Genomic DNA, 18,902 nt, shown 5'->3' on the forward strand with positions numbered 1-18,902 from the left:
CGGCGTGGCTGCTGGAGACGAGTATTGGCTCCATGGTCCGCCTGCGTGATGCCTCCCTGGATGGCCGCCTCAACGTGATCGAGGCTGACTGTGTTGATCCAGCAGCGCCGATCTGCGGCGGGGGTGGCGCCGGCCTCGGCTACGGCCCGCCCGCGCCGGCCCTGCCCCTCATGGCGCCCTCAGTCCGGCGACGAGCCCGGTTGTCGGTCGGCCGAGGAGCCGGGACAGATCGTCGCCGACACGAGCGAACGCCCCCGCGGCGATGGTCTCGTCGAGATTCACCAAGAAGCTTGCCAACTCCTCGCTCATCCCAGAGCCGGCAAGCAGCGCCCGCAGCTCGTCCGGAGCGACCGGCTGATAGATGACGTCTCGCTCCAGGACGACGGACATCGCTTCCGCGATGTCCGCGTAGCTGAAGTCCGTGTCGCCGGAGAGGCCGTAGCTGACGTTGTCGTGCCCCTCAGTGGTGGCGACGACGGCCAATGCCTCGGCAAGGTCCAACCGGCTGGCTGCCGCCACCACGGCGTCGCCGGTCGCCGCGGCCAGGACTCCGGTGTGGCGGCAAGCCGCGAGCGCCGGGATGTAGTTCTCGATGTACCAGGTATTGCGGAGGATCGTGTACGTCAGCCCGGAGGCAATCAGCGCATCCTCTGTCGCCTTATGGTCGGCGTTGATCTGGAATCGGTCGTCGTCAGCCCGAACGCCGCTGGTGTAGTAGACGTGCCGGACATCCGCGCCCTTGGCAGCCGCGATGACAGAGATGTGCTGAGCGCAGCGATTCGGGTCGCTGCCGGAGATCAGCACGACATCGGTGTGCCGGGCGACCACGTCGGCGACGCCGACCGCGTCGGACAAGTCAACGGCGGCGGTGTTGAACCCCGCGGACGCGAGCTCGCTAAGGCGCGGCCGGTTCCGGCCGACCGCGGTAATCGACTCGGGAGCGAGCCCTCGGTCGAGCAGCGCATTCAGGACGTGGCGGCCAAGCGAGCCAGTGGCCCCGAAGACCAGGAGGGACGGCTCAGGCGCGGTCATGGAGCGTGACCTGGTAGCCGTCGGGGTCGGCGAACGTGAACGTGCGGCCGAAGGGGCCGTCGATCGGCGCGGAGACGACGGTGTGGCCGTCGCCGGCGAGCGCATCGTGGATGGCCTGGACGTCGGTGGCGTGGAGCCAGAGCGCGACACCGATGCCGGGCTGGGTCACCGAGTCGAGGTCGGTGCCGGGGATGAGGTCGCGGAGCGCGAACGCGATCGGTTTGGTCTCGAAGACGACCGCGTGCGGAGGGCCGGCCTGCGAGCGGACGAGGCCGAGGTACTGCTCGTAGAACGCCTGCGAGGCGTCGAGGTCGCGTACCTGGAGGGAGATGAAATCGGGGCCGGTGGCCGGCATGGCGTACTCCTTAGGTTTGTGTCAGCCTACTGACACGAACCAGTGTGTCAGAATGCTGACATGAGTCCAAACGGGGACCGCATCGACCTCGACAAATCACTGGGCTACCTGCTGAAGGAGGCGTCGAGTGCCCTGCGCGTAGCCATGGAGGAGGTGCTGCGGCCGCTCGGGATGACGATCACGCACTACTCGTGTCTTGAGCTGCTCGCGCAACGGCCGGGCTTGTCGAACTCCGAGCTCGCACGGGGCGCCTTCGTGACGCGGCAGTCGATGAACGTGCTGCTCCGGGCCCTGGAGCGGGACGGCTACGTGACCAGGCCGGCGGAGGCGCCGGTCGGGAAGGCCCTTCCCGCGCGACTCACGCCTCTCGGTGGGGAGAGCCTGGAGGAGGCGAGCAAAGCAGTCCGCTCCGTCGAGGACAGGATGCTGGCCGGACTGACCGAGGCAGAACAGGCGGACACGCTCCGAATACTGCGAAGCATGATCCATTCCCTGCGCGACGGCAACGGCTGAGTTGCCGCGGCGAAGCCGTCGGCCCTCGACTTGCCGCAGCGCCTCGAAGTACACATCTACGGCGGCCTCGGCGGCTGAACCACGGGGCCGGGGGTCAGCAATGGCCTCCGGCTACCCGACCACAACAGCCAGACCGCCTCGGCCAGCGGCTACAGCGTGCCTGTTTCATAGATGGTCGCCTGTGAAACACCCCGCCTCGCGCTGAGCGACCTGCGGCGATCGCGTTTCATAAGTTGTTGCAAACGGCAGGTCTTCTGCAACACCTTCACGATGTCGTGGAGCGGGGCCGGGAGTGTGGTAACGCTGGCGCGGGCACAGTGGGGCCGTTGTCGAGCCTGCGCGGCAGGTAATCGAACTTCCCTTGCTGGCGGGGCCGTTGCGGTCAGGATGTCCGCCATCTCGTCTGACCTGGGCTTCTTCGGGCGTCGATTTCGGCAGCCGTTGAGGGTGTAGAAGATGCCGCACTGGACGCTCTCGGCGTCGACCTTCTCCACGGTGGCGCCGTTCTTGCGGGATGGGCATGTTCGAGGAAACGAGGCTGTGCAGGAGGGTCGCTTCCGCGAGCATCCTTTGACGTCGGTGGTCGCCGCCTCACCCCTCTACGCCTTGGGCCACGGGGTCGCGCGACGGTCTGGGCACAGAACTGCCGGTCGGCTCGCGCCCGCGCCGCGGCCACCATCCGCTCGATCCGTCCCGGCGGCTCGATGCGGTCACTACGGCACTGCACCAGTACCGCCGCACGCAGCCGCTCCTCCACGAGCTCCACCGGGCAGACCTCCGCCGCCAGCCAGGCGGTCAGCCGCTCCTCATCAGCCCGGGTCGCGGGGCGGAAGCCGAGCGCCTCCCGGATCTGCGTACGGTGACCTTTCGCCGAGCGGGACGCCAAGTCGTACTTCGCCAAATCCTCGGGCGACCACTCCCGGCGCTTGAACGCTCCCACCCCTCCGCCGTCTCCTCATTCGGCGTAACGAAGCGAGAGGGCGCCAAGCAACGGGGCCCGGCCAGACACCGGAGCTACTTTGCACCGTGGGTCAGAGATAGGAGACCGGGGCCAATCAGGGGCTGGTGAGGATGACGAGCTGCCGGGTCGCCCGGGTCATCGCGACGTAGCGGTCGACCGCTCCTTCGACGCCGTCGCCGAACGCGTCGGGGTCGACGAGCACGACCAGGTCGAACTCCAGCCCCTTCGACAGCTCCGGGGTAAGTGACCGGACGCGTGGCGTCTCCTCGAACGTGGGGTCGCCGATGACGCAGGCGATCCCCTCGGCGTGCTCGGCGAGCCACGTGCCGAGCACCGTGCCCAGTTCCGACACCGGGCCGTACACGACGGGGACGCCGCCACTGCGGATCGAGACCGGCACGTTCGCGTCGGGGAGCACGGCCCGGATGACCGGCTCGGCCTCCGCCATGACCTCCTCCGGCGTCCGGTAGTTGATGCTCAGGGAGGCCAGGGTGATCCGGTCGAACCCGATCCGTTCCAGCCGTTCCCGCCACGACTCGGTGAACCCGTGCCTCGCCTGGGCGCGGTCCCCGACGACGGTGAAGCTCCGGGACGGGCAGCGCCGCAGCAGCATCCGCCACTCCGCGTCGGTCAGTTCCTGAGCCTCGTCCACGACGACGTGCGCGAACGGGCCGGCGAGCTGGTCCGGATCACCGGTGGCCAGCCCGGCCTCGTCGACCAGGGCGTCGCGCATGTCCTGCCCGCGGAGCATCGACATCACGAGCATCTCGGAGTCGTCGGCCTCGATCAGGTCCTCGACGACCCGGGTCATGTGCTCGCGCTGGGCGGCGACGGCGGCCTCGTTCCGGCGCCTGCGGCGGGACGCCTCCGGGTCGCCGAGCCGCTGCCGCGCCGCGTCGAGGAGCGGCAGGTCGGACACCGTCCAGGCCTGCGCGTCCGCGCGCTGCAGGACGCGGATCTCCTCCACGCTCAGCCAGGGGGCGCACATCCGCAGGTAGGCGGGCACCGACCACAGGTCTCCGACGAGGTCGGCCGCCTCGATCAGGGGCCAGGCCCGGTTGAAGACCGTGAGCAGCTCCCTGTCGCGCAGCAGCGACCGGCGGACCAGGTCGGGCGGGGCGTCGCCGTCGTGCCGGTCCACCAGGATCGTGAGCAGCTCCTCCCAGATGAGGTCGCGCGCGTCGTTGTGCGGGGTGCCGGGTTCGGCCGCCTCGAACGCCTCGGCCCAGTCGTCGGGGCTCAGCCACACCTCCGACCAGGGGGTCGTGACCGTCATCCCCGTGGCCGGCGGGTTCTCGTAGAACCTGACGGCCGGCTCGATCGCCTCCACCAGGCGGGCGGACGACTTCAGGCGGGCAACCTCGGGGTCGGTCTCGGTCCCGGCCGAGGCTCCCTCGGTGACCAGGTCCCGCAGGGTGCAGGTCCGTACGCCGTCCTCCCCGAGGCTGGGCAGGACGTCGGAGACGTAGGCGAGGTAGGGCTGGTGCGGGCCGACGAACAGCACGCCGCCCCGGCGCCGACCCAGGCGGGGATCGGCGTACAGCAGGTAGGCCGCGCGGTGCAGGGCGACGACGGTCTTGCCCGTGCCGGGACCGCCGTCGACGACGAGAGCGCCGCGGGATCCCGCGCGGATCACGGCGTCCTGGTCGGCCTGGATGGTGCCGAGCACGTCCCGCATCCGCGACGACCGGCTGCCGCCCAGGCTGGCGATGAACGCGGACTGGTCGTCCAGCGCGGCGTTCCCCTCCAGCCCGTCCGGGGTGAACACCTCGTCCCAGTAGTCGCTGACGCGGCCCCCGGACCAGCGGTACCGGCGGCGGCTCGCCAGGCCCATGGGGTTGGCGTGGGTGGCGCCGAAGAACGGCTCGGCCGCCGGGGAGCGCCAGTCGAGCAGCAGCCGGCGGCCCGCGCTGTCGGTGAGGCCGAGCCGCCCGACGTACACGGGCTCGGAACCGTCCGCGCCGACCATGCGCCCCAGGCACAGGTCCAGGCCAAAGCGGCGCAGCGTACGCAGGCGGGCGGTCAGCCGGTGGATCTCCAGGTCGCGGTCCAGCGCCTCGCGGCCCTCGCCGCCGGGCGCCCTGAGCTCGGCGTCGAGACGGCCGGACAGCTCGGCAACCGACTGATGCAGGCTCTCCGCGATGGCCGCGAAGTGCCGCTCGTCCTCGGCGATCAGCTCCGGGCCGGTCTTGTGGGACAGGTGCTCGGGAAGATCGAACGCGCTGGTGGTCAAGGGGTTCACGGCATCAGCTCCGATCCGGTCCGGTGGTGCGCCGGCGTCCCCCGTGGGCGCAGGCCCGGCCTCGGCCGACGATTGTGCGGCACGACCGGGGTCTTGTGGCAAGCCCCCCGGTGCGCTATAGGTTGAGAGTGGAAAGGTGCGGACAAACCCCTTTCCGCCCGATCGCCAACCACCTGGACCGCGTCTGTGTGCGCCCACCGGGTCGGCACATACTCCCCGTGGGCGGCTCCCTCACTACTCTCCGGAAGACCCGCGGCCACGACGGGCGTGGCGTGCGGCGCTGACAGATGCCTCGTCGGTGGCGCACGCCGGCATGGAGGCACCGACGGTGGCGTGGATACCGTCAAGGAGCCAGGTGAGGCCGAGGGCGAAGCTGGAGTCCCAATCGCTGTCCGCGGCGAGAGGGCCATGGGTGGCGAGGACGGGGTACCGCTCACGGTCGGCGCGGAAGCGATCCTGAGCGGCGGCTCGCGTGGCCTGCTCTCCCCCGGCCGTCCAGGTCGCCTGCATGAGTGCGGAACCGATGACGTAGTTGGACAGGCCGTACGCGGCGGCGGTCAGGTGCGGCCCGGTCACCCCGGCGCCCAGGAGGGTGGCGTACAGGAACTCGCTGCGGGCGAGCACGTTGGGGCCGAGCATCGGACGGCCGAGCAGCGCCGCCGACCAGGGATGTTCCAGCAGGACGGCACGCCACCCGCTGATCAGCGCGGTGATGCCGGCACGCCAGTCCTGGCCGTCCGCGCGCGGGATCTCGACCGCTGCGAAGATCGCGTCGAGGGCGAGGTCGAGGACGTCGTTCTTGGTCTTGACGTGCCAGTACAACGTCGTGGAGCCGGTCCCGAGGCGCTCGGCGAGCCGTCGCATGGTCAGCCGGTCGGCGCCTTCCTCATCCAGGAGGGCTATGGCCTCGGCCACGATCCGGTCGCGGCTCAGCGGCGGAGCTTCGCGCGCCGCCCGTGCAGGCGGTCGCAGCCACACGTCCCCTGGCGAACCCGAGTGCTTCGTTCCCAACACGTCCCTCCTCGTCCTTGCGCGGGCCAGTCTAGTATCGTGGTCGAGGACCGGATCAATGATCCGGTACTCGAACGTCGTCCCAGAGGGAGTCGCCCGGCAGGGAGGAACACGGTGGCGGGACATGTCGAGGTGGACCGGCTCACCTACGTCCTGCCGGACGGGCGACTGCTTCTTCACGAGGTGTCGTTCCGCATCGGCGCTGGCGTCAGGGCCGGGCTGGTGGGACCGAACGGTGCGGGAAAGACCACTCTGCTGCGGCTGATCGCCGGAGACCTGCGACCGGACGACGGCCGGGTGGCCTGCTCGGGTGGGCTGGGGGTGATGCGGCAGTTCATCGGCAGCGTCCGCGACGACCGGACCCTGCACGATCTGCTGCTATCAGTGGCCCCCGACCGGGTCCGCGTCACCGCGGCGGCGGTGCGACGGGCGGAGTCGGCGATGGTGGAACGCGGCGACGAGACGACGCAACTGGCCTACGCACAGGCGATCAGCGACTACGCCGACGCGGGCGGCTACGACATGGAGGTGGTGTGGGACACCTGTGCGACAGCGGCCCTGGGTCTGCCCTACGACGAGGTCCGGGAACGCCCGGTAGGCACCCTGTCGGGCGGCGAGCAGAAGCGCGTCGTCCTGGAGGCGCTGCTGCGCGGACCCGATCAGGTCCTGCTTCTGGACGAGCCGGACAACTACCTCGACGTGCCCGCCAAGGTATGGCTGGAAGACCAGCTGCGCGGCACATCCAAGACCGTGCTGCTGGTCTCCCACGACCGGCAGTTGCTGGCCAACGCGACAGACCGCATCGTGACCGTGGAGTCGCGCGGCGTCTGGGTCCACGGCGCGGGCTTCGCCACCTACGCCGAGGGCCGCCGGAACCGCATCGACCGGCTGGAGGAACGGCGCCGCCGCTGGGATGAGGAGCACACCAGACTCAGGCGCCTGGTGCAGACCCTCCGGCAGACGGCGGCCAACAACGACGCCCTCTCCTCCGCCTACCGGGCCGCCCGTACCCGGCTGTCACGGTTCGAGGAGGCGGGCCCGCCCGAGCGCCCGCCCAGGCGGCAGAACGTGCGGATGCGGCTGCGCGGCGGCCGGACCGGCAAACGCGCCGTCGTCTGCGAATCCCTGGAACTCACCGGACTGATGCGGCCGTTCGACGTCGAGATCTGGTACGGCGAGCGCGTGGGCGTCCTCGGGTCGAACGGTTCGGGCAAATCTCATTTCCTGCGATTGCTGGCCGAGTCGGCCGACGGCGGGGTTCCCTCGGTGCGCCACAGCGGCTCCGTACAGCTGGGCGCCCGGGTCGTACCCGGCCACTTCGTGCAGACCCACGCCAGGCCCGACCTGCACGGCCGTACCCCCGCCGGGCTGGTCACGGCCGGGCATGCCCTCACGCTGAACGAAGCCATGGCCGCGCTGGCCCGCTACGAACTCGCGCCGGCGGCCAATCAGCGGTTCGAGACCCTGTCCGGCGGTCAGCAGGCCCGGCTGCAGATCCTGCTGCTGGAACTGTCGGGAGCGACGCTGCTGCTGCTCGACGAGCCGACCGACAACCTCGATCTGGCCAGCGCCGAGGCCCTGCAACAGGGCCTTGGGTCCTTCGCCGGCACCGTGCTGGCCGTCACCCATGACCGCTGGTTCGCCGCCGACTTCGACCGCTTCCTCGTCTTCGGCGCCGACGGAACCGTCTACGAGAGCGGCGAGCCGGTCTGGGACGAAGCTCGTGTCACGCGTGCCCGCCCGGGCCGTCCGTCGGCTTCGGCCGAGGAGCCGATCCGGCGCGCCCGGACCTGATCGCCGTACGTCACCGGTCCGGCGGCGGGGCCTCCCCCGCGGCCCGCAGCTCCGCGGCGACCGCCCGCTCACGCAGCTGGGCGGCCTCGGACCTGGCCACGTCGAGCTGCGAACGCAGGTCCGACAGCCGCGCCCGTTCCAGTGACAGCTCCAGCGACAGCTCGGCCTGGATTCGATCCCGCTCGGCCGCCGCCGACCGGGACTCCCCCGCGGCGCGCTCCGCCTCCGCACCCGCGGCCCTGGCACGCGCCTCGGCCTGCGCCGCCTCGGCGCGCAGGCGGGCGGCCTCCGCGACCACCTCCTCGCGGGCCGACTCGGCGGCCTGCGCCCGTGACAGCGCCCGGTCGCGTTCGTCCTGGGCCTGGGCGACGGCCCGGTCGCGCTCGGCCTCCGCCCGCGCCACCGCGCGGTCACGCTCGGCCTCGGCCGACTGGGCCCGGGCCAGCGCGGCGGCGCTCGCCTGCTCCGACTCCCGGTGCGCGCGGCGGGCCAGCTCGGCCTCCGCCCGCGCCTCCCGCGCCTCGGCCTGCGCCTGGTCGCGTTCCGCACCGGCCCGCGCCGCCCGTTCCCGCACCTGCCGCACCTCGGCCGTGGCCTTGTCCACCCGGTCGGCGAGCTCGCGTACGGCCTGCTCGCGAGCGGCCTCGGCGGCCTCGGCCCGCCGGCCGGCCTGGTCGGCCTCCTGCCTGATCCGCCGTTCGGTGGCGGCCGCCTCGCGCAGCGCGGCCAGGGCCTGCTCGCGGGCGGTCTCCGCGTCGGCGAAGGCGGTGTCCCGCTCCGTGTAGGCCTCGTCCATCCGGCGGCGGGCCTCCTCCGCGTCCCGCCGCGCCTCCTCGGCGGCCTCCCGGGCGAGCCGCACCTGCTCCAGGGCCTGCTCCCGCTCGGCCCGGGCGATGGCGACGCTGGTGTGCGCCTCCGCCTGGACCGCGCTCAGCTTGGCCTCCACCCCCGCCGGGCTCAGCTCCTGCTCCAGCACCCGCGCCAGCGGGTCGATCGCCGCGGCGAGGCCCTTCTCCATCCGCTCGTACAGGTCCTCCACCCGCGCCAGCGCGCCCTCCAGGCCCGGGGTCGCGCGGCGCAGCTCCCGCTCCCGCTTGGCCGCCGCCTGGCAGTCGCCGTCCGGGCAGTACTCCCGCGGCCTGCCCCGCCGTACGGGCTGGTCGATGGGCGCCCCGCAGTGCTTGCACGCGGTGGTCACGGAGATCGTCACGACGGGTAGCCTAGCGATTTTCTGAATTTCTGGAAACAGAAAACAGAAAGCCTCGATCCGTTGCGTGGCGTCCGCGCCCGGATAACTTGGGAGATGGGTAATTCTCGCAAGCTATCTTTCCGGCGGCCCTCCTGGCGGATCCGGCGCCGCCTCCAGTGAGTGCGGCCCGTCGCCAGCCCGGAGGAGATCGTCGCGGCCCGCCCCAGCGGCGAGCGTGACTTTATGTCGCCCTCGCCCGCTACCAGGAGACTGCGCACGATCGCCGTACACCCGGCGTCACAGCTCGCGTCGTAAGGTCCTCGGAGCGGAAGTGAGTGCGGGCCGCTACTGACCTGAGCGCAATCGACTGCTTCAGCCCCGCTCGTCATTCGACAGGAATCCAGACGGTGCTCTGCCGGGACGGGTATCGGCCGGATGAGAACACCCGCTACGTGCACATTGACTGGCTGTTCGGCGACGACGCGGTCGACTGGAACCGGTAGCGGAGAATGCGGGCCCCTTGCCGCGACAAGGTCGTGCTGCGGGCGGTGAGACGGGTCAGCGCGCGTAGGGGCTGCGGGAACCGGGCTGTTTCCGGTGCGCGGGTGAGGATCTGCTCCTCGATCAGTTCGAGGCCGGCGTCCCAGGACTCTGGTTCGTGTGGGTCGTCGAAGCCCTGGGCGGCTTTGATGCCGAGTGCCTTGATGGTCGGGTGGTACTTCATGGCCCAGGCGGCGAAGCGGGTGTAGCCGTTGAGCGCGAGCTCGCCCGAAGGGAAATGGCCGGCCAGCGCGCGGGTCATCGCCTGGAAGGAGTCGCCGGGCATGAAGGGGAGCAGCCCCTCGGCGACGATCATCGCAGGCCGGTCGCCGGGGATGGCTGTGAGCCAGTCGGAGCTGGTGAGGTCGGCTCCGACCAGGTGGGAGCGGCCGGGCAGACATTCGGCCCGCAGGTGCACCACTTCCAGGAAGTCGATGTCGTACCAGTCGACGCCGGGCGGGGGATCACAGCGGAACATCCTGGTGTCCAGGCCGCAGCCCAGGTCGAGCACCACGCATCCGGGATGAGCAGCGATGTAGGCGCGGACGACGCCGTCGAGCTTCTTGGCGCGCAGTGCCGTGGTGAGGACGAGGTTGGGCTTTACCTTCAGCTTGCCGAAGTCGTAATCGATGGTGCCGGCCAGGTCGGCGGAGAGCGTATCGCCGAGGATCGGGCTGGGTTGCCCGGCGTCCAGGGCTCTGGCGTGGAGAGTGAGCAGCAGCGTTTCCTGGATCAGCCCGAGTTTGGGTTGCCGGCGATGCATGGGGATTCCTTAACGGCGTAGCGGATGGCGGGCCGCGAGGTTCTGCAGCCACGTCAGGGAGTCGTGGGCGGCCTTGATGCGCTCGGTGCGGTGCCCGTCACCGCCCGCGATGTCGAGCCCTTCGTCGGCGATCTCGCCGAACGCGCTCAGGCTTTCGAGCTTGCGCTGGATGACCTTCTGCCACGCGTCGTCTTCGATGCGGTAGTAGGAGACGCGATCCCCGGGCCTTCTCACCTTCTTGACCAGTCCGATGGCCGTGAGAAACCGCATGTTCGAGGTGAGCGAGGCCCGGCTGGCCTGGATGACCTCCGCGATCTGACCGGCGGACTGCTCGGCCGGGTCGCAGATCATGAGCCAGCCGAGGATGCGTCCGGTGATGGGCGGCAGCCCCCACTCCTCGACGCAGAAGGCCGCCACCCGTTCCACCCAGCGGAGCAGCCGGTCCTGCTGGTCCTCAGTGCTCATCGTCGCATCCTCCGTTGTTGATCGTGTGCCGGTTCACTGTGTCATCGCGGCCACCGACCTGTAGGTGGGTGTCGGGGTGATGTCCGCGAGCCGGGTCCTGCGCAGGTAGAGGTCGAACCAGTCGATCGCGAGTGCCGTCGCCTCCTCCAGGCCTGGGCCGGTGTAGAGGCCGAGCACGTCGTAGGGCAGCACCGCGAGCCGCTTGGGCTCGCCCGCCTTGGCGAAGGCACGTTGCGCCTCCTCGAGCATGTGGTACGGGTCCCAGCCGCCGTTGGCGATCATCAGCAGTGGCGTCGGCGCGAGCCGGTGGATGAGGTTCTCCGGTGCGAAGGTGAGCAGGTGCTCGGCTGAGTCGAGGGTCTTCTCGTTGCGGTAGGTGGGAAACAGGCGGGTCGACATGTCCGGGGTGTCCTTCACGCTGTCGCCCTCCAGCGTCAGGTGCGGCACGCGAGCGCTCTGCCCGCCTTCGTAGCGCCGCTGCCAGTCCTGCTGCAGTTGGTCGCGCAGCGTGTGGACACCGGCACGGCCCAGGAGGCGTTCCATGTACCGCCATCCGTTCCACACGCTGGGGCTCTGCACGACGACGCACTTGATGCGCCGATCGAGCACGGCGGCCTGAGCCGCCACCGAGCCGCCGATGCTCACCCCCCACACCCCGATCCGCTCCGGCTGCACTTCGGGACGGGTCTGCAGGTAGGACACGGCGCTGCGGAAGTCCTCCACCTGCCGCTCCGGGTAGTCCAGGCCGCGCGGCTCGCCTGCGCTGGAGCCGACCGTGCGGTAGTCGATGGCCAGCACCGCGAAGCCGGCCTTGACGAAGTACGGCGCGAAGAACGCCAGCGCCTCTTTGACCATCACCCCGCTGTGCCCGAGCACCAGCCCGGGGACCGGGTCGCTCGTCTCGGGCAGGTAGAGATCGCCCGCACAGCGGGTGCCGAGGCTGTTGAAGGTCACGTGTTCCATGGCTTGCTCCATACTTGTTGGCTAGCTATTTCAAACATGACTGAAATATCTAGCCATGTCAATCCGGGGTCCGGGCCGCCGTTTCGTAGAGGAGCCGCCACAGGAGCCGTTCCCGCCGAAGAGATCTTGTCCCTCAACGTCGAAGACCTCGACCCCGAGTTCCGCCGCGCCCGCGTGGTCTCCAAGGGCTCGCGATCGAGTACGTGCACTGGGCCACCGCCACCGCCCGCTTGCTGCCCCGCCTGCTCTCCAGCCGCACCATCGGGCCGGTGTTCCTGGCCGACCGGCGCGCTCCTGCCTCCGGCCGCCACGCGCCTGCGGCCGCCGACGTCTGCCCCGTCACCGGACGCGGCCGCCTGTCCTACCCGCGCGCCGAGTACCTGTTCAAGACCGCCTCCGCCGAGCTCGACCCGCACGGCGACGGCTGGACGCTGCATCAGTTGCGCCACTAGGCGCTGACCTACCTTGCCGGCACCGGCCGCACCGCCCCCGAACTGCAGGCCAAGTCCCGCCACCAGCACCTGGCCAGCCTCGATCACGCGGGCTACGACCGGCTGGCGGGGCGGGATCGACGGGTCGGCCTCGCTGCGCAGCGCGCGGGCGGCCACGTTGTACGGCTCACCGGGTGGCGGCCGTGCGCGCGCGGATGCGGGCCTTGCGGTCGTCGTGCTTGGTCACGGCGATCCTGTCCGGGCACTCCCCTACGCGGCCGCGCCCATCGTTATCTTCTGGCGGCTCCGCCCCTGCCCGGATCCGGCGATCATCGGTGCGAGGTGAAGGCCGCGTCGTGGTCCGCTCCTCTGTCACACGGAGGCAGGGCGGGGGTTCACGCGGCTTCCCGTCTGTTCAGACCGGACAACTGCCAGGCCAGCCGGGTACGGACGGCGGGGACGCGGCCGGCCAGGGCGAGGACGAGGTTGCGTAACACGCGGCGGCCGTCGGCGGCGGTGGCCAGCCTGGTGAGCCGCCCGGCGAGGGCGATCACCTGCTCGGCCTGCGGGCGGCGGGTGGCGGCATAGGAGTCGAGCAGGCTGTCCGGTTCGCCCTTGAGCACCCGTGCCAGCGTCTCGCCCAGGTGTACGGCGTCGTCGACGCCCAGGTTCATGCCCTGGCCGCCGGCGGGCGAGTGCACGTGGGCGGCATCGCCGGCCAGGAGCAGGCGGCCCCGCCGGTAGGTGTCGGCGACGCGGTGGTGGACGCGGAAGCGCGAGCTCCAGATCAGCTCCCGCACCCGCGCGGGCTCGGCCTCGGGGCCACGGGTGTCGAGCAGGTGCTGCACGAAGGGGATGCCGGGTTCCTTGGGGGCCTCGTCCACGGTGGCGACGATGCGGTGCAGGCCGCCGGGCAGCGGGGCGACGACGACCAGTCCGGCGGGCGAGAAGTACAGGATGACCTCGTTCTGCGGCACGCCGCCCGACAGGCGGACGTCGGCCAGGACGAACGACTCGGCGTAGGTGCCGCCGGTGAAGCCGATCCCGGCGCTCTGGCGGACCGTGCTGTTCAGGCCGTCGGCGCCGATCAGGTAGGCGGCGCGGATCCGCCGCCCGTCGTCCAGGGTGGCGGTGACGCCGTCGGCGTCCTGCTCGACGGTGCTCACCCGGGCGGGCCTGATCACCTTGCCGCCGAGTTCGTGCAGGCGGGCCAGCAGGTGGGCCTCGGTGTCGGCCTGGGAGATCATCAAGGCGTAGGGGTAGGCGGTGGGCAGGCCGCCGAAGGGCACCGGCACCAGCATCTTGTCGCGGTCCCGGATGGCGAAGACCGGAGTGTGGACGCCGTGCGCGGCCAGCCGGTCCGCCACGCCGTACGGCTCCAGGACTTCCAGGGTGCGGGGATGCACGACGGCGGCGCGGGAGGTGTTGGCGCCCTCCCCCAGCGCGTCCACGATCATGACCTGCCGGCCGTGCTGGGCCAGGACGATCGCGGCGGTGAGCCCGGCGGGTCCGGCTCCGACGACGAGCACTTCGGCGTTCATCGCGCCTCCTTGGTCAACGGTTGTTGGCATGAACGTAAGCCCGCCGCGAGTGGAATGTCAACGGCCGTTGGCCTACAATTGTTGACATGAGGAGATCCTCCGCCGAGACCAAGGCCGTGATCCTGGCCGCGGCCCGCGAACGCTTCGCCGCCGACGGCTACGACAAGGCCACCATCAGGGCCATCGCCGCCGACGCGCGGATCGACCCGGCCATGGTGATGCGCTACTTCGGCACCAAGGAGAAGCTGTTCGCCGCCGCGGCCGAATTCGACCTGGAACTGCCCGAGCTGGCACCGGACCAGGCCGGCGCCGGCCTGGTCCGGCACTTCCTGCGTAAGTGGGAGGCCGACGAAGGGCTGCAGGTCCTGCTCCGCACCGGCGTGACGAACGAGGCCGCCGCCGAGCGCATGCGGACGATCTTCGGCGGCCAGGTCATGCCGCTCGTGATCGGCCTGACCGGCGATCCGGAGCGCGCTCCCCTGCGGGCTTCCCTGGTCGCCTCGCAACTACTGGGCCTGGCCCTGTCCCGCTACATCCTGAAATTTCCCCCGATGGTGGCGGCAACGGAGGAAGAGCTCATCGCCTGGCTGAGTCCCACGGTCCAGCGCTATCTCACCGAGTGACACCGCGGGGTCTTCGCGCTCCTCTCCGCCCGGAGCCGCCGGCCGGTGCCCGGACGACGCTCACGAACCCGAACCCTGGCCGACTTGCCGGTTGTTCCCGCCGATCCGCCCGCGCGTGGGGTTGGGCGGCATGGCTCTGCGACTTGTTCAGGTGAACTTCAAGGCTCGGGACGACTCGGCCCTCGGCCGGTTCTGGGCGGAGGCGCTCGGCTGGGGGTCTCCAGCGAGGGGCCCGGCGTGACCAACGTCGAACCGGTGGGCTTCGCCTGGCCGGACCCGACCGCCGTCTGCGTCGACGTCGTCACCGTCCCGGATCCCGAGACCGTGCGGTACCGGGTGCACCTGGATCTCGCCACCACCTCTGTGGCCCATCAGGCGGAGTTGGTCGCGCGCCTGCAGGATCTCGGCGCGACGCCCGCGGATGTGGGCCAGGGAGACGTCCCGTGGACGGTTCTGGCCGACCCGGAGGGCAACGAGTTCTGCGTCCTCGCCCCGGGCTGAGGCGGAAAACCGGTTGAGCCGTCCTTCCGTGTTCCCGTAGGTTGCCTGCGGCCCGTAGCAGTGAGGACAGAGGACAGAACCGCGTGACCCCGCCTGCTCTTCAGACCTGACACCTTCTTCCGCTCACCCGTAGCCGACGCTCCCGTCGGTCTCGCCGGGCTGCCCTCGCGCGCCCGGTCGCACGGCGTCTGAGGCCGCGCGTAATCGGCCTCGTGTCAGGTCTAGAGAGATCATGTCTTCACAACCTCATATCGTGCTGCCCTGGGTCGTCCGCCGGACCAGGCTGCCTCTGCTGTCGGTGCGGTGCGTGGGCTGCCCGTCGGAGTCGGCCACCACCGGCGAGGGCAGGTTCCGCGTCAACGCCAACGGCAAGCTGCTGGACGTGTGGCTGCTGGTCCGCTGCGTGTCCTGCGATCGGACGAGCAAGCTCACCGTGCACGAGCGGGTGCCGGTGAGATCCCTCGATCCGGCCGAACTCCACGGCTACCGCGTCAACGATCCGGAACTGGTGGCGTCCAGGCTGTTGGATCCGCTGCTCGCCCGGCGCAACCGCTTCACCCTGGACTGGACGGGGGCCTGGCGGCTGGACACCCCGGCGGCATGGCTCGAGGAGGCGTGGCCGGTCCAGGTGGAGGTCGTCTTCGAGGACCCGGTGCCGGTGCGCCCGGACCGGCTCATCGCGCAGGGGCTCGGCCTCAGCAGAAACGAGGTGCTGCGCCGGATCAAGTGCGACACTCCGCTGCGCCGTACGACGAGCAGCGGATTCGCGTTCGTCGTGATGGCCGGAGACTAGGGAATGTCGCCGTGGCGGGCCACCCGGCCCGCCACGGCTTCAGTCTCCCTTCGCGGCGCGGCCGAGACGGAGGGCCGAGATGAGGAAGAAGACGCCGCCGGGGATGGCGTAGCCGGCCGCGTTGATCAGCGTCGGGCCGGCCGAGGAGGCACCGACGATGAAGGACGCACCGGCGAGTACGGAGATGCCGCCACTGATGATCATCGGCCACTGGCCGTTCATCCTGCGGCGAGTGACACCCACGAGCAGCTGGACCAGCCCGGCCACGACCGCCCATGCGCCCCATACGCGCAGCACCGCCGGGATACCGGACGCGCAGGCGATGGCCACGCCGATGGCGGTGACCAGGCTGACGGCGATGTTCACGTACAGCAGGGCAGGTGATCCGGTGCTGCGCGACGCACGGGCGTCGACGACGGCGGCGGCCACGTCGAACAGCGGGTAGAGCACGAGCAGGGTGACCGCGAGCGGACCCAGGTTCGAGGCGGTCGTGAACATCGCGAGGGCCCAGACGACGGCGAACGCGAACCGGACGAAGTACAGCCGCCGCAGTGCGGACGCGGTCCCGGAGATACCCGGCGAAGCGGCGATGGTGCTCATGGTGATCCTTCCAGCGGATGAGCGACGAGGAGAGCGGTTCGACGCGTCCGGCCTTTCCGATCAGGGGCGACCGGCGAGTGCCCCGCCTGGTAGACCGAACGTTCTATCGCGGCCCAGCATGGCAATCGGCGACGCAGGCTGTCAAGACCGAACGTTCTACCCACTAGGATGGCGATATGTCCCGCCAATCCGAAGGCCGGCCGTCCGAAGCGCGGTCCCGGCTGCTCAGCACGGCCACCCGGCTCTTCTACGCGGAGGGCATCCACGCCGTCGGCATCGATCGCATCGTGGCCGAAGCGCAGGTGACGCGGGCCACCCTCTACCGGCACTTCCCCGGCAAGGAAGACCTCGTCCTCGCCTATCTGAACGAGGTCGACCGAGCCATCCGGGGCCAGGCGGACGAGGCCGTAGCCGCCGGACTACCGGCCGCCGGCACCATCCGGGCCCTCAGCGAGTCCATCGTCCAGGGCATCCAGTCCCCCGGCTTCCGGGGATGCGCCTTCCTCAACGCCGCCGCCGAGTATCCCGACCCCGAGTCCCCGGTCCACAGGGCCGTGCTCGCCCACCGCCAATGGTTCCTGGAGACCGTCACGGAACTGCTGGCCAAGATCCAGGAGACCGGCGCCGAGCCCGCCGCCCGCCACTTCGTGATGATGCGCGACGGCGCCATGGCCGCCGGCTGTCTGTTCGACCCCGTACTGATCAGCGAAACCTTCCTCCGCGGAGTCGAGAGGCTCCTGGAGGTTTACGCCGTCACCGACTACAGCGGACCGGCGGGAGCCTGAAGCCGCGGGCCTGACGCGGTCAGGCCCCTGATCACGGATGCTCCGCACAGCCGTTCCGGCTCGGAAAAGGATTGGACGGGATGATGCTCGGGCTTGTAGCTTGCGGTCGACCGTGACACCGCCCGAGGAGGTGAGACCCATGAACGCTGTATCGACGTGGGTGCTCCCCCTTCCCGTCACGGCCGGGCGATCGACGTAGGTGTCGCCGGGAGCGCCTCGCCAACAAGGCACTCCCGAAAGGCAACACCTATGGACTTTCCGTTCGCCTCCGAGCCGTCGTCGGACGATGTGGCCGAGCGCGACCGCGCGCCGTTCATGTTCGATGTGATCATCGCCGGGTGCGGTCCGACCGGTGCGATGCTGGCCGCCGAACTGCGGCTGCACAACGTACGAGTTCTCGTCCTGGAGAAGGAGACCGAGCCCGCGTCGTTCATCCGCATAGTCGGTCTGCATATTCGCAGCCTCGAACTGATGGCCATGCGCGGACTGCTCGAGCGCGTTCTCCCGCATGGAAGACAGCGTCCGGCGGCCGGTTTCTTCGCGGCCATCCCCAAACCCGTGCCCCAGGGCCTGGACTCCGCGTACGCCTATCTGCTGGGCATCCCGCAGCCGGTCATCGTACAACTGCTCGAAGAACACGCGATCGAGCTGGGTGCGCAGGTCCGGCGCGGTTGCGCGGTCACCGGTTTCGAGCAGGACGACGAGGGTGTGACCGTCGAGCTGACCGACGGGCGACAGCTGCGTTCGCGCTACCTCATCGGCTGTGACGGCGCGCGCAGCACGGTGCGGAAACTGCTCGGCGTCGGCTTCCCCGGCGAGCCCTCACGCAACGACACGCTGATGGGCGAGATGCTCGTGGGCGCGTCGCGGGAGGAGATCGCCGCCAAGGCGGCCGAACTCCGCGAGACCCAGCAGCGATTCTGGCTCCGGCCCTTCGGCGAAGGGGTCTACAGCATCGTCGTCGCGGCCGCGGAAGTCGGCGACCGGGCGAAGCCGCCCACCCTGGAGGAGTTCCAGCAGCAGTTGCGCGCCGTCGCCGGAACCGATTTCGGGGTGCACTCCCCGCGCTGGATGTCCCGCTTCGGGGATGCCACGCGGCTGGCCGAGCGCTACCGGGTCGGGCGGGTGCTGCTGGCCGGGGACGCGGCACACATCCACCCGCCCATCGGCGGACAGGGCCTCAACCTGGGCGTTCAGGACGCGTTCAACCTCGGCTGGAAACTGGCCGCACAGATCCGCGGCTGGGCGCCGGACACACTGCTGGACACCTACCAGGCCGAACGTCATCCGGTCGCCCAAGAGGTGCTGGACAACACCCGCGCCCAGATGGAACTGCTGTCCACCGAACCGGGCGCACAGGCCGTGCGCAGGCTGCTCACCGAACTGATGGACTTCGACGAGGTGAACCGCCACCTGATCGAGAAGATCACCGCTGTCGGCATCCGCTACGACTTCGGCGAAGGCCCCGACCTGCTCGGCCGCCGCCTGCGCGACATCGACGTGAAACAGGGCCACCTCTACGGTCTGCTGCATCGCGGCCGCGGCCTGCTGCTGGACCGCACCGAACGCCTGACCGCCGGCGGCTGGTCGGACCGGGTCGACCACCTCGCGGATCCCACCGCGGCACTGGATGTTCCCTGTGTCCTGCTACGCCCCGACGGCCACGTCGCCTGGATCGGCGACGACCAGCGGGACCTGGACGACCACCTCTCCCGTTGGTTCGGCAAGCCCACCGGCTGATCGTGCCTGGTGCGGGCCGGTGCGGCCGGCGCCCTCGCGAGCTCGCTCATCGAGCGCGGC

At 70.5% G+C, this 18,902-nt stretch carries 19 protein-coding genes and 1 pseudogene; 8 read left to right on the plus strand and 12 right to left on the minus strand.

Features of this window, described 5'->3' with window-relative positions:
* Positions 1-168 precede the first annotated feature (168 nt).
* Together FED44_RS12120 and FED44_RS12125 are read right to left on the minus strand one after the other, a co-directional pair.
* Entirely contained in the window at positions 169-1,032 is an 864-nt protein-coding gene (locus FED44_RS12120) for an NAD(P)H-binding protein (RefSeq protein WP_111697600.1), read from the minus strand.
* Positions 1,019-1,387 (minus strand): VOC family protein, encoded by a 369-nt coding sequence (locus FED44_RS12125; protein ID WP_111697601.1) that lies wholly within the window; start codon positions 1,385-1,387, stop codon positions 1,019-1,021. The genes FED44_RS12120 and FED44_RS12125 overlap by 14 nt, the downstream gene beginning before the upstream one ends.
* A gap of 60 nt (positions 1,388-1,447) precedes the next feature.
* Between FED44_RS12125 and FED44_RS12130 the strand changes: the two genes are divergently transcribed.
* Entirely contained in the window at positions 1,448-1,900 is a 453-nt protein-coding gene (locus FED44_RS12130; RefSeq protein ID WP_138460701.1) for a MarR family winged helix-turn-helix transcriptional regulator, read from the plus strand.
* A gap of 149 nt (positions 1,901-2,049) precedes the next feature.
* Here the strand turns inward: FED44_RS12130 and FED44_RS35750 are convergent, their stop codons facing one another.
* From FED44_RS35750 to FED44_RS12145, 4 genes are all read right to left on the minus strand, one after another.
* Positions 2,050-2,394, minus strand: coding sequence for a hypothetical protein (locus FED44_RS35750; RefSeq protein WP_167521448.1), 345 nt, complete (start codon positions 2,392-2,394; stop codon positions 2,050-2,052).
* The gene (locus tag FED44_RS38420) at positions 2,283-2,840 is read right to left on the minus strand and encodes a DUF4158 domain-containing protein (protein WP_208758939.1); all 558 of its coding nucleotides are present in this window, start codon (positions 2,838-2,840) and stop codon (positions 2,283-2,285) included. The genes FED44_RS35750 and FED44_RS38420 overlap by 112 nt, the downstream gene beginning before the upstream one ends.
* Positions 2,841-2,955: 115 nt before the next feature.
* Positions 2,956-5,103 carry an RNA polymerase recycling motor ATPase HelR gene (gene helR, locus FED44_RS12140; RefSeq protein ID WP_117410231.1) on the minus strand — a complete coding sequence of 716 codons (2,148 nt, stop codon included), beginning with the start codon at positions 5,101-5,103 and terminating at the stop codon, positions 2,956-2,958.
* Between the two features lie 234 nt (positions 5,104-5,337).
* Positions 5,338-6,114, minus strand: coding sequence for a TetR/AcrR family transcriptional regulator (locus FED44_RS12145; protein ID WP_244301859.1), 777 nt, complete (start codon positions 6,112-6,114; stop codon positions 5,338-5,340).
* 114 nt (positions 6,115-6,228) lie between these two features.
* Between FED44_RS12145 and FED44_RS12150 the strand changes: the two genes are divergently transcribed.
* Complete coding sequence (locus FED44_RS12150; RefSeq protein ID WP_138460703.1) at positions 6,229-7,908, plus strand: ABC-F family ATP-binding cassette domain-containing protein; 1,680 nt, start codon at positions 6,229-6,231, stop codon at positions 7,906-7,908.
* Positions 7,909-7,918: 10 nt separating this feature from the next.
* On the opposite strand, the gene FED44_RS12155 is transcribed toward FED44_RS12150, so the two are convergent.
* The 4 genes from FED44_RS12155 to FED44_RS12170 all read right to left on the minus strand — a co-directional run bounded on the left by FED44_RS12155 (position 7,919) and on the right by FED44_RS12170 (position 11,828).
* Positions 7,919-9,118: a coiled-coil domain-containing protein gene (locus FED44_RS12155; protein WP_138460704.1), complete on the minus strand. Its 1,200-nt coding sequence runs from the start codon at positions 9,116-9,118 to the stop codon at positions 7,919-7,921.
* A gap of 427 nt (positions 9,119-9,545) precedes the next feature.
* Complete coding sequence (locus FED44_RS12160) at positions 9,546-10,400, minus strand: class I SAM-dependent methyltransferase (RefSeq protein ID WP_138460705.1); 855 nt, start codon at positions 10,398-10,400, stop codon at positions 9,546-9,548.
* A gap of 9 nt (positions 10,401-10,409) precedes the next feature.
* Positions 10,410-10,865, minus strand: coding sequence for a GbsR/MarR family transcriptional regulator (locus FED44_RS12165; protein WP_138460706.1), 456 nt, complete (start codon positions 10,863-10,865; stop codon positions 10,410-10,412).
* A gap of 33 nt (positions 10,866-10,898) precedes the next feature.
* Positions 10,899-11,828, minus strand: a complete 930-nt coding sequence (locus FED44_RS12170) for an alpha/beta hydrolase (protein WP_208758940.1) — start codon at positions 11,826-11,828, stop codon at positions 10,899-10,901.
* A 203-nt stretch (positions 11,829-12,031) separates the two neighbouring features.
* On the opposite strand from FED44_RS12170, the gene FED44_RS12175 reads away from it, so the two are divergent.
* Positions 12,032-12,280 carry a hypothetical protein gene (locus FED44_RS12175; RefSeq protein WP_208758941.1) on the plus strand — a complete coding sequence of 83 codons (249 nt, stop codon included), beginning with the start codon at positions 12,032-12,034 and terminating at the stop codon, positions 12,278-12,280.
* 374 nt (positions 12,281-12,654) lie between these two features.
* Here FED44_RS12175 and FED44_RS12180 read toward each other — a convergent pair whose 3' ends face one another.
* Positions 12,655-13,800: an FAD-dependent monooxygenase gene (locus FED44_RS12180; protein ID WP_111699621.1), complete on the minus strand. Its 1,146-nt coding sequence runs from the start codon at positions 13,798-13,800 to the stop codon at positions 12,655-12,657.
* 86 nt (positions 13,801-13,886) lie between these two features.
* Between FED44_RS12180 and FED44_RS12185 the strand changes: the two genes are divergently transcribed.
* The 3 genes and pseudogenes from FED44_RS12185 (at position 13,887) to FED44_RS12195 (ending at position 15,717) form a co-directional block, all read left to right on the plus strand.
* A complete protein-coding gene (locus FED44_RS12185; protein WP_111699622.1) occupies positions 13,887-14,423 on the plus strand; it encodes a TetR/AcrR family transcriptional regulator in 537 nt (178 codons plus the stop codon).
* A 130-nt stretch (positions 14,424-14,553) separates the two neighbouring features.
* Positions 14,554-14,918, plus strand: a pseudogene (locus FED44_RS12190) (VOC family protein); the annotation flags it as partial.
* 259 nt (positions 14,919-15,177) lie between these two features.
* Positions 15,178-15,717, plus strand: coding sequence for a DUF1062 domain-containing protein (locus FED44_RS12195; protein ID WP_244301860.1), 540 nt, complete (start codon positions 15,178-15,180; stop codon positions 15,715-15,717).
* Positions 15,718-15,756: 39 nt separating this feature from the next.
* Here the strand turns inward: FED44_RS12195 and FED44_RS12200 are convergent, their stop codons facing one another.
* A complete protein-coding gene (locus FED44_RS12200; protein WP_138460709.1) occupies positions 15,757-16,317 on the minus strand; it encodes a hypothetical protein in 561 nt (186 codons plus the stop codon).
* 176 nt (positions 16,318-16,493) lie between these two features.
* Here FED44_RS12200 and FED44_RS12205 point away from each other — a divergent pair, with 176 nt between their 5' ends.
* Together FED44_RS12205 and rox are read left to right on the plus strand one after the other, a co-directional pair.
* Positions 16,494-17,102 carry a TetR/AcrR family transcriptional regulator gene (locus tag FED44_RS12205; protein ID WP_138460710.1) on the plus strand — a complete coding sequence of 203 codons (609 nt, stop codon included), beginning with the start codon at positions 16,494-16,496 and terminating at the stop codon, positions 17,100-17,102.
* A gap of 315 nt (positions 17,103-17,417) precedes the next feature.
* Positions 17,418-18,842 carry a rifampin monooxygenase gene (gene rox / locus FED44_RS12210; protein ID WP_208758977.1) on the plus strand — a complete coding sequence of 475 codons (1,425 nt, stop codon included), beginning with the start codon at positions 17,418-17,420 and terminating at the stop codon, positions 18,840-18,842.
* Positions 18,843-18,902 lie beyond the last annotated feature (60 nt).

It is taken from the genome of Microbispora triticiradicis (assembly GCF_005864065.1).
GTDB classification, from domain to species: Bacteria; Actinomycetota; Actinomycetes; order Streptosporangiales; family Streptosporangiaceae; genus Microbispora; species Microbispora triticiradicis.